The sequence below is a fragment of the Gordonibacter sp. genome, from assembly GCF_036667095.1.
In the GTDB taxonomy this organism is placed as follows: domain Bacteria; phylum Actinomycetota; class Coriobacteriia; order Coriobacteriales; family Eggerthellaceae; genus Gordonibacter.
This window is the reverse complement of the sequence record NZ_JAVWUP010000102.1, coordinates 1-9,446: the sequence shown is the minus strand read 5'-3', so window position 1 is coordinate 9,446 and position 9,446 is coordinate 1. Positions and strand designations below refer to the sequence as shown.

Below are 9,446 nucleotides of genomic sequence, written 5' to 3'. Positions count from 1 at the left end.
AAACATCCGGGAGATGGTGAAGCAAACATCCGGGAGATGGTGAAGCAAACATCCGAGAGATGGTGGAGTAAGCATCCGGGCGGTCGTTCTGCTTGCGCGTCTTGGTTCGTGGTATGGCTTTTCAAATGCGATTTTCCCTTGTGAATCTACGGTTTTCGAGGGTGCGTGTCGTATCATGCTCTAGATACTTTCGAGGTGGTTGCAGGTGTTGCGCCGAACTTGGCGGGTTCTATGCGGCCAGTGGAACAGGAGCATTTCTCTATGTGCGGATTCGTGGGATTCACCGCGGTCGACTACGACCAGAACACCAACGCGGCCATCGTCAAGGACATGGCCGATCGCATTGCCCACCGAGGGCCCGACGACGAGGGTTTCTTCGTGGACGACGGCATCGCCATGGGCTTTCGCCGTCTGTCCATCATCGACCTTGAGGGCAGCCACCAACCCATGCAAAACGCCGACGGCAGCGTGACGGTCACGTTTAACGGCGAGATATACAACTTCCAAGAGCTGCGCGCCGAGCTGGAAGCGTTGGGCTACGAGTTCGTCACCAACGGCGACACCGAGACCATCGTGCACGGCTTCGAGGCGTGGGGGACTGACGTGTTCGAGCGCCTGCGTGGCATGTTCGCCATTGCCATCTGGGACGCGCCGAACCAGCGCCTGGTGTGCGCGCGCGACCTGTTCGGCGTGAAGCCGTTCTACTACCAGCAGGCCGGCGAGCGCCTTATCTACGGCAGCGAGATCAAGGCGTTTCTGGCGCATCCCTTGTTCAAGAAAGAGCTCAACCGCGAGCAGCTTCCGCAGTATTTGTGCTTCGAGTACATGAACAACTCCGAGACGATGTTCAAGGATGTGCACAAGCTGCTGCCCGGCCACTTCATGGTGTTCGAGGGCGGCCAGATGCGCACGGAGTGCTACTACAAGATCACCTATAAGATTGACGATTCGAAGAACCTTGACGAGTGGGCCGAAGTCATCACCGAGGCGTTCGACGAGTCGGTGGCGGCGCATGAGATCGCCGACGTGGAGATAGGCAGCTTCTTGTCCGGTGGCATCGACTCATCGTTGGCTGCGTACTGCATGGGCCAGCATGCTCCCGACATCAAGACGTTCTCGGTGGGCTATGACATCGGCTGCGAGGACAAAATGGCGCAGATCGCCGCCCAGTCGGACTTCGAGATCAAGCTAAACGAGCTGGATGACGCCACTGCGTTCGCCGAGTGGGCCAACCTGCCGAACTTCCAAACCAAGGTGAGCGCACGTGAGTTCCTCGACATCGTGCCCACCGAGCAGTACCACATGGACGAGCCTTTGGGCGCGCCGAGCGCCATCCCCCTGTTCTTCGTGAGCAAGTTGGCGCGCGAGCAGGTGAAGGTGGTGCAGTCGGGCGAGGGTGCCGACGAGCTGTTCGGCGGCTACTGGATCTACCACGACCAGTACGAGTTCGAGAAGTACTTCAAGGTGCCGCGTCCCCTGCGTGCCGCTGCGGGTGCCGTGGCCGAGAAGCTGCCGCCGTTCCATGGCCGGCGTTTCGCTATGCGCGGTTCGGGCGGGCCGGAGAAGAGCTACCAGCGCGCGTCCATGAACTACATGTGGGACGAGATCCCGAACGTGTTGCGCAACTACGAGGGTCCTTGCAAGCCGTGGGAATGGTGCAAGCCGCACTTCGACGCGGTGGCCGACCAGAACCTCGATATCATCACGGCCACGCAGTACGTGGACATGGTCAGCTATATGCCCTTTGACATCTGCCTGAAGGCCGACAAGATGTCCATGTCCCAATCACTCGAGCTGCGCGTGCCGTTCTTGGACAAGAAGGTGCTCGACGTGGCGCTGCAGCTGCCCACGGCCTGCCGCGTGACCGATGAACACGCCAAGTACGCCCTGCGCGTGGCCGCGAGCAAGCTGGGCTTCCAGAAGAAAGTGGCCAACATGCCCAAGCAGCCCTTCATCACGCCGCTGACCGTGTGGCTGCAGACCGACGAGTACTACGACCGCATCAAGGTGGCGTTCACGGGCGAGGCCGCGCACGAGTTCTTCAACGTCGATTATCTGGTGCAGATGCTCGACGATCACAAATCCGCCGACTTCTCCACGGTGGAGGGTCGCAGCAAGCTTAAGATGATGCGCATTTGGAACATCTACTGCTTCCTGTGCTGGTACGAGGTGTTCTTCGGCGAGTCGTCGAAGAAGCTGGCGCCTAAGACGCAGGTGGCGTAGGGGGCTATTGACCTTTACGGAATACAGAAAACGCCTTGGACGAAATAACCCGAGGCGTTTTCACTGTCGGGGTGGTACTGTTCTGGGGCTTGTTAGAGTGCTTCGCAAGGGGTCACCGGGAGATGCCTTTGACGGTTCTCTGGTCGCTTCACCCGCTTCTGGTAAGACTTCTCAAAGAATTCTATCTAGTCTGACCTACTCTCCCGCAAGTGGGGGACAAGACCTCCGCCAACGTCATCAGTGGCGTTGTGCTTGCAGGTGGTCGCGTATGTCCAGGTAGTGTTCCTTGCTTACGGGAAGCAGCGTGCCGTCGGCGAGCCGTGCGGTGTAGCGCCGCACCGAGGCAATCTCGCGTGCGTTCACCAGATGGCTGCGGTGTATGAGCAAGAACAAAGGGCTTTCCCCTTGGAGCTCCTTGAGCGAGCAGCGCGTTTGGAACGATTCGTCTTGGGTATGCACGGTGCAGAGCTTTTCGTGCGCTTTCACGTAGCGTATTTCCGAAGGGAGAAGGAAGCGATAGTCGCCCTCGATGGTGCGGAAGCTCAGCCGCCGCGTGGGTCCGACGCTGCGGTCCACCTCGCGAAGGCTATCGAACCATGCTTTGTCTTCGGAGAATGAAGACGGCGGTACTCCGTCGTACTCTAAGGGCACGTCACGTGCGTGTGAGCCGTGAATATGCAGGAGCATAAGCCGGTTTTCCTGCTGCTGCCATACGAACGTATTGCGTATTTTCGCCATCAAGAAGGAGCCGTCTTCCTGTTGGATGGTGGCGGTGAATCGTCCGTACACGACCCAGAGGTTCTGCTTGTGGGCCAAAAGACGATACTCTTCCTGCGAAAGGGAGACAGGGTCCTCCGCGCTTTCGCTTTTGATCGACTCAAGAAAGGCATTTCGCCCCACAAGATACTGGAACTCGTAAGCACCTATCCATACGAACCGCTCATCAATCATCTCCGCAATGGGCTTGATGTCTCGGCGGTAGAAGCGATGAATGACCTCGCGGCTTTTCAAGATGATGTCATGCTCGGTGGCAAGGGGGGTTTCGCTCATAAGGTTCCTTTCTCCGACTTTCATTATAGGGGCGGTGGCGAGCGAGCGGGGGTGCGGCAAAGAAATTTTCCTGCTTGTCAACGCTTGTTCCCGTTGATCACCTATAAGCGACGTACGCCTTGTTTCTCGGTATCTCGTTCTCGTATGCTTGCACAGAGTTGGGAAAACAAAGGCAAAACGCAACGGCTGCGCTGAAGGGGCGGTGCGAAGGAGCTCGAGAAGGGGCGGTTATGGATTTGAGTATGGTTGGCAAGCGGCTTGCTGCGCTCGTACTTTCAGGGGTGCTGGCAGTGGGTCTGTGCCCTGTTGTGGCGTGGGGGAGTCCTTCGACAGGCGGCAATGCCGTCGTCGACGGGTTCGTGGAAAAAGCGGACGACGCGATTGCGCGCTTTCAGGCGACGGGTAACATGGACGAGCTTGAAGGCACCGATGCCTACGACGGCGAACCGGGCGCGCTTGCGCGCAACGGGGCCGTTTTCGATGACACGTACAGCCTGGTGGGCGAGGGCGTGATTACCCCGGTAAAGTTCCAGAACCCCTGGGGCACCTGCTGGAGCTTCGGAGCCATTGCGGCCGCGGAAGCCAGCATCATGAGCGATCTGGGCCTGAATGTTGCCGACGGCGCGCTTGATCTTTCGGAGCTACACACGGCCTGGTTTAGCTACATGCCGCTTCCCGAAGGCTCGGGCTCCCAGTCGGGCGAAGGTAATCATCCCGTGGATGCAGCAGGGAATTTCACTTCCGATCCCAAGACTGTCCTCAACGAGGGCGGCATGCCCTTCACGGCAACCTCCGTGTTCTCGTCCGGTATTGGCGTGATGAGCGAGGCGGATGTGCCGTATCGGAACAAAGAGGGCTCCAAGGCGAATTTGTCCAACGGCTACTGGCACTACTCCGAGGAGGGAGACTGGTCGGTAGACGAAAGCCTGCGTTTCGGCCAGGTGTTCGAACTTGAGGAAAGTTCCATCTTGCCTACGCCCGCAGGGCGCAACGGCGCTGGAGAATACTTATACAACGAAACGGGAACCAACGCCATCAAGCAGGAGTTGAACGCGGGACGCGCTGTCGAGATCGCCTTTTGCGCCGACTCTTCTCGGCCTGGACAAACCACTCCCCCCAAGTACATCAATACCGATACCTGGGCTCATTATACGTACGACAAGAATGCAGGAATAACCCACGGGGTCACCATTGTCGGATGGGATGATACTTACTCGAAGGATAACTTCCTTGCGGAGCATAAACCTTCCGAGAACGGTGCCTGGATCGTCAAGAACAGCTGGGGTTCGAAGGGTGCCGATTCTCCGAATTGCAATCCGTCGGGCTGGGGTGTGGACGGTGCGGGGTATTTCTATCTTTCGTATTACGATATGAGCATCAGCGCTCCTGAAACCTTCGAGTTCGATACTGCCAACGCCGGTCAAGGTGCGGAGTACTATCTCATCGACCAGTACGACTTCATGCCGTCTTCGGGCGTGTTCTCGATCACCAACGAGGCCCCCCTGTCGATGGCGAACGTATTTGAGGCGCAGGAGAATCAGAATATTCGCTCGCTTTCTTGCGAAACGGCATCTCCCGATACCGAAGTGACCTACCAGCTTTACCTGCTCAACGACAATTACGCGAACCCTGCCGACGGGAAGCTTTTGGCCGAAAAGGTCGAAACGTATCCGTACGGCGGATACCATCGCCTCTCGCTGGGCGAGGGTTACCCCGTTAAGGCTGGCCAGCATTACGCGGTGGTGGTTACGGAGAAGACCGCTGCGGGTTATGACATGCTGGTGGACAGAAGCGTGAACAAGGCAGGCATGGAACACCTTCGGGCTCAAGGCATCGGGTACAACAAGTATGCGGTAGGCGTCGTAAACAAAGGAGAGAGTTATTCCTTCAACACCCAGAGCGGGACATGGGATGACTGGGCGGACGGTATCGCGGAGATCAAAGCTGCCGCGGCGCAACAGGGTCCAGGTTCAAATATTTTCGACTATGACAACTTCGCCCTGAAAGCGTACGCCGATCCACTTCCTCCGACCACTGCGATTGTTCCCGATTTGGGCAACCTGACCGAAGCCGAGGCTTTGGCAGCTCTGGGAAAAGTCGGCTTCCAGGGTAAGGCGGGAGAGGCTGCCTATTCCGATACCGTCGAGGCGGGCAGGGTCATGGGCCAGGACGTGCCTGCCGGTATGGAGAAGGAAGAAGGCTCGACCATCACCTACCTTCTCTCGCTGGGAAAGAAGCCCGTCGCTCCGGTGGTGCCCGAGACCACCACACCAACGGGTGGGCAGTCCGGCGCTAAGGGACCGCTGGCTTCCACAGGCGACGCTTCTTCGTCTGCTACGGGAGCCGCTTCGCTGGGTGTTCTTCTGGCATGTGGGACGCTTGCGATGGCAGGGGCGTGCTTGCGTAGGAAACAGCGTGCCAAATAGCAAGTAGGCGCTCTGTTTGGCAAGGGCTTCGTGGGTCCGGCTAGCTGCGTCCGCGTCCCAGCCTGCGTCCTACCTTGGCGAAGATGTTGCCGACGAACGCCGCCTCCGGCACGCGCAGCTTGATAGACAACCCGAAAGTGATGGCCAGCGCCACGATGCCGCCGGCCATCACATAGGCGAGCGCCTGCGGAATCGAGCCTGACAGTGGTGCCACGAAGGTGGTCAGAGCGTACAGCACGCCGCCACCCGCCGCCGCGCCCAGGCCACCGAACACCACGCCGCTGAAAACGGCCTTCACTACCGAGCGCAAGCCGAACGCTCCCAGATGCCGCCGCAGGTAGATGAACAGGCACAGGTCGGCTACCACGTAGAACAGCACCTCGGCTACGGCGATGATCTCGATGGGGAAGCGATCGACGTTTGCTGCGCCGTACATGGTCAGGCTGATCTGTACCGCGCCTGCCATGAAATTGAACGCCGCGAACACACCCATCTTCCGCAGACTCGAGAATATCTTCTGCAAATACGTGTTCACGCCGTACACGGGCAACGCGAACGCCAGCACCGACATGTATGTGGCGATGGATGAGACGTTGTCCATGGTGAACGCGCCCGCATGGTACAGCGACACCAACGGCAGAGCGAACACCATCAGGTACAACGCGAACGGGATCATGAAGAACAGTATCTGGTTGGTGCCGCCGATGATGCCGCGCTTCACGCCCTCGATGTTGCCTTCGGCCTGCATGTCGGCCAGCTCGGTGAACATGGCGGTAGTGATGGGCACCGCCAGAAACGCATAGGGGAGCGTGAACCACTGGCGTGCGTACAGCAGGACGGACGGCCCGTTGTCGGCGAAGCCGTACGATGCTGCGTTCTGCACCGATACCACCACAAGCGAGCACAGCATGACGAACACGGCCGGCACGCCAATGCCCAGCGTCTCGCGTAGCGCCGGGTCGCGGAAGTTGATGCGCGGGCGTACGCGAATACCGTTCTTCTTCAGTGCGGGCAGTTGGATGGCTAGCTGCACGAACACGCCGAGCGGGTTGCCGAAGGCGATGAGGTAGAGCGCCAGCTGCTGGTCGTGTGGCGCCACCACCGCGTACAGTACGAACGTGACGATGACGATGACGTTGTTCGCCACCGGCGCGATGGACGACCATAAGTAGTCGCGGTTCGCGTTCAGAAGCCCCGACACGATGGCGGTTGCGCCGTACAGCACGATCTGGATGGCGAAGAACTGGAAGAAGAACACCGATTGCGCCATCTCGTTTTGGTCGGAGTAGAAGCTCTGCGTGTAGATGGCCACCGAAGGGAAGGCGATGCACAGGGCGGATACCAGCCCCAAGAACAGCACCACGATGGTGAGCAGGTTCGAGGCGTATTCGTTGCCCGCCTTCTGCCCTAGCCTCTTCTTGATCGACATATACACGGGCAGAAACGCCGTGACCAGCATACCGCCCACCACCAGCTCGTAGAGTTGGTTGGGCAGGTTGTTCGCCACTTGGTACGAGCTGGACAGGAGCGTCGATCCCAGCGCAAACGCCATGACCCACGTGCGCGCGAAGCCGGTGATGCGCGAGATCATCACGCAGATGCTGATAAGCGCTGCCGACGACCCTACGGCAGCCGTGGCGTCCTCGGGCCCTAGCTCGGAATCGGCCTCTTGCACGGGAAGCACGGTCGGAGCCGCCTGCAGGGCGGTGCGGTCTGAGCCGGCATGCTTGCTGATGATGGGAAGCTCCGAGGTCGAGCCAGGGAAGGCGGCCCGCTCGGCGCGTGTGCGGTATGCGTCGCCGTCCGCGTGCGCCGAGCGTTCGCGCGGGTCGGGCGTCTGGGGCTCGAAGGGGTCACGCAGTACGGTGCGGTCACGTCCCGCGTGGCTCCCGCCGATGTGTATCTCGGACGTCTCGCCCGGCGCGGCGGTGCGCAGGAGCCCTTTGGCGCTTGCGGGGTCGATGCGTGGCTCGGGTTTGGGCATGACCCGCTTTGCCACGGCGGCGGCGATAGCGGTGCGGTCCAGCCCGGCATGCCGACCTCCCACACGGATCTCCGAGGTGGAGCCCGGGTCGGCCGGACGTGCATGCGACGGGGCCGTGCGCGAGGGTGTCTCGGCGGGCGGGGTCGGCTGGGACGTCGGCAGCGCAGGGTCGGGAATGCGCGTATGTTGAGCTCGTGCGAGCTTGTCGGACATGGACAGACGCTTTCTGGCGCATCGGATATAATGGCCCCATCATAGCAAACCGGGAAAGAAGACCCTCATGCACATCGTCATCGTACGCAATAATTCCAACTCGCCGGCCGTAGACGCATCGTTGCTGCTGGCCACGTACCTGGCTACCCAGGGTGCAGGTTTCACGCTGGTGGACTCGTCCGATTTGTCGTGGCGCTGCGACCACGACGCACTCAACGACGCGCTGGCGGCCGATGTGCAGATGGCTGTGGTGCTAGGCGGAGACGGCACCATCCTGCGTACCGCCCGCCAGATCGGAACCTCGGGCGTGCCTATCTTGGGCATCAATTTCGGACGACTGGGATTCCTTGCGAACTCCAGCGAAGAGGGCGTGGTGTCCATCATGGCGGCCGCCCTGTCCGGCGACGTGGTGGCCGAGCAGCGTACGAACCTGCGCATCGACGTGGTATGCGAGGGCGAGTCCGACCCGTGGGCCGACGACGAGCAGGCGAGTTCGGCTTTCGGTGACGAAGGGGAGGAAGGAACGTTCACGGTGGATGATGAGGTCGCTTGCACGCCCTCCGGTTTCCCCTGCGGCCCCCAGGCTCGCACGTTCTTTGCGCTAAACGAGCTGGCCGTTACGCGCGGGGCAAACGGTCGCATTATCGACTTCGGTTTGGATATTGCGGGTGCCCATGTTGCCAATATGCGCGGCGACGGTTTGGTGGTGGCCACGGCCACCGGATCGACGGCCTATGCGCTCTCCGCGGGCGGACCGTTGGTATCGCCCGGATTCTCGGGTTTGGTTGTGGTGCCCTTGGCACCGCATACGCTGCATTCGCGCGCCATCGTCACCGCATCGAGCGACGTGGTGGAGATGGATTTATCTGACAACCGGGACCCGCGCGATGCGACGCTGTTCGCCGACGGAGAGCTAGTGCAGTTCGACCGCGCCGTGCGTCGCGTGTACGTGCGTCGCGGCGACGTGCCCACTACGTTGCTGCGCTATCAGCACGAGGGTTTTTACGAGCATGCCGCCAAGGTGTTCTTCTGATGTGCCTTTTGGCAGAAGAAGGTTTTCTATATGTTTGCTGAATAGTATCAAAGGTGCACAAAAGATCTTGTGCAGATGCTCTCCAAACGAAGATAATTAGCTTGGCACATACGGTAAAAAACTATCATTCAACAGGTACTATTCAATAGGTCGCCCATCCTTTTTAGTGCACAAGTTAGTTATTGACTTACCCAATTTCTTGTCGTATCTTGTATAGGGAGTTCCAGAAATCTTTTCGGAACTTTGCAGCCAAGGAGTTTACGTATGAGCAAGCAAGACGACCAGAGCATGCAGAGCTTTCCAGTAGACGAAAACGAACCGCAATCTTCTCAGCAGCAGACGGGTGGCGAACATGCCGCCGATGCAGCTGGTCAGAATGGTTCGAATCTCGCTTCTGATCCGGCATCTGCCGACCAGCCTTCAGTCACAGAAGCATCTGAGGGCGTAGCCCGGGGGCAAACGTCCTCCGCATCGACAAGCGCGGAACCCACCACAGCCACAAGTTCATCTTCGACGG

Annotated in this window: 5 protein-coding genes and 1 pseudogene; 4 read left to right on the top strand and 2 right to left on the bottom strand. The window is 59.6% G+C overall.

Going from position 1 to position 9,446, the window contains the following annotated elements; genetic code table 11:
* The first annotated feature begins 261 nt into the window (after nucleotides 1-261).
* Entirely contained in the window at nucleotides 262-2,223 is a 1,962-nt protein-coding gene (asnB, locus tag RR842_RS09430) for an asparagine synthase (glutamine-hydrolyzing) (protein WP_332514093.1), read from the top strand.
* Between the two features lie 237 nt (nucleotides 2,224-2,460).
* On the opposite strand, the gene RR842_RS09425 is transcribed toward asnB, so the two are convergent.
* On the bottom strand, nucleotides 2,461-3,273 hold the full coding sequence (locus RR842_RS09425) for a LytTR family transcriptional regulator DNA-binding domain-containing protein (RefSeq protein WP_332521522.1): 813 nt from the start codon (nucleotides 3,271-3,273) through the stop codon (nucleotides 2,461-2,463).
* A gap of 230 nt (nucleotides 3,274-3,503) precedes the next feature.
* Between RR842_RS09425 and RR842_RS09420 the strand changes: the two genes are divergently transcribed.
* A complete protein-coding gene (locus RR842_RS09420; RefSeq protein WP_332729574.1) occupies nucleotides 3,504-5,699 on the top strand; it encodes a lectin like domain-containing protein in 2,196 nt (731 codons plus the stop codon).
* A 40-nt stretch (nucleotides 5,700-5,739) separates the two neighbouring features.
* On the opposite strand, the gene RR842_RS09415 is transcribed toward RR842_RS09420, so the two are convergent.
* Complete coding sequence (locus tag RR842_RS09415; RefSeq protein ID WP_332729573.1) at nucleotides 5,740-7,896, bottom strand: lipid II flippase MurJ; 2,157 nt, start codon at nucleotides 7,894-7,896, stop codon at nucleotides 5,740-5,742.
* A 67-nt stretch (nucleotides 7,897-7,963) separates the two neighbouring features.
* Here RR842_RS09415 and RR842_RS09410 point away from each other — a divergent pair, with 67 nt between their 5' ends.
* Entirely contained in the window at nucleotides 7,964-8,929 is a 966-nt protein-coding gene (locus tag RR842_RS09410; protein ID WP_332514086.1) for an NAD(+)/NADH kinase, read from the top strand.
* A 264-nt stretch (nucleotides 8,930-9,193) separates the two neighbouring features.
* Nucleotides 9,194-9,446: pseudogene (locus RR842_RS09405) on the top strand (hypothetical protein); the annotation flags it as partial.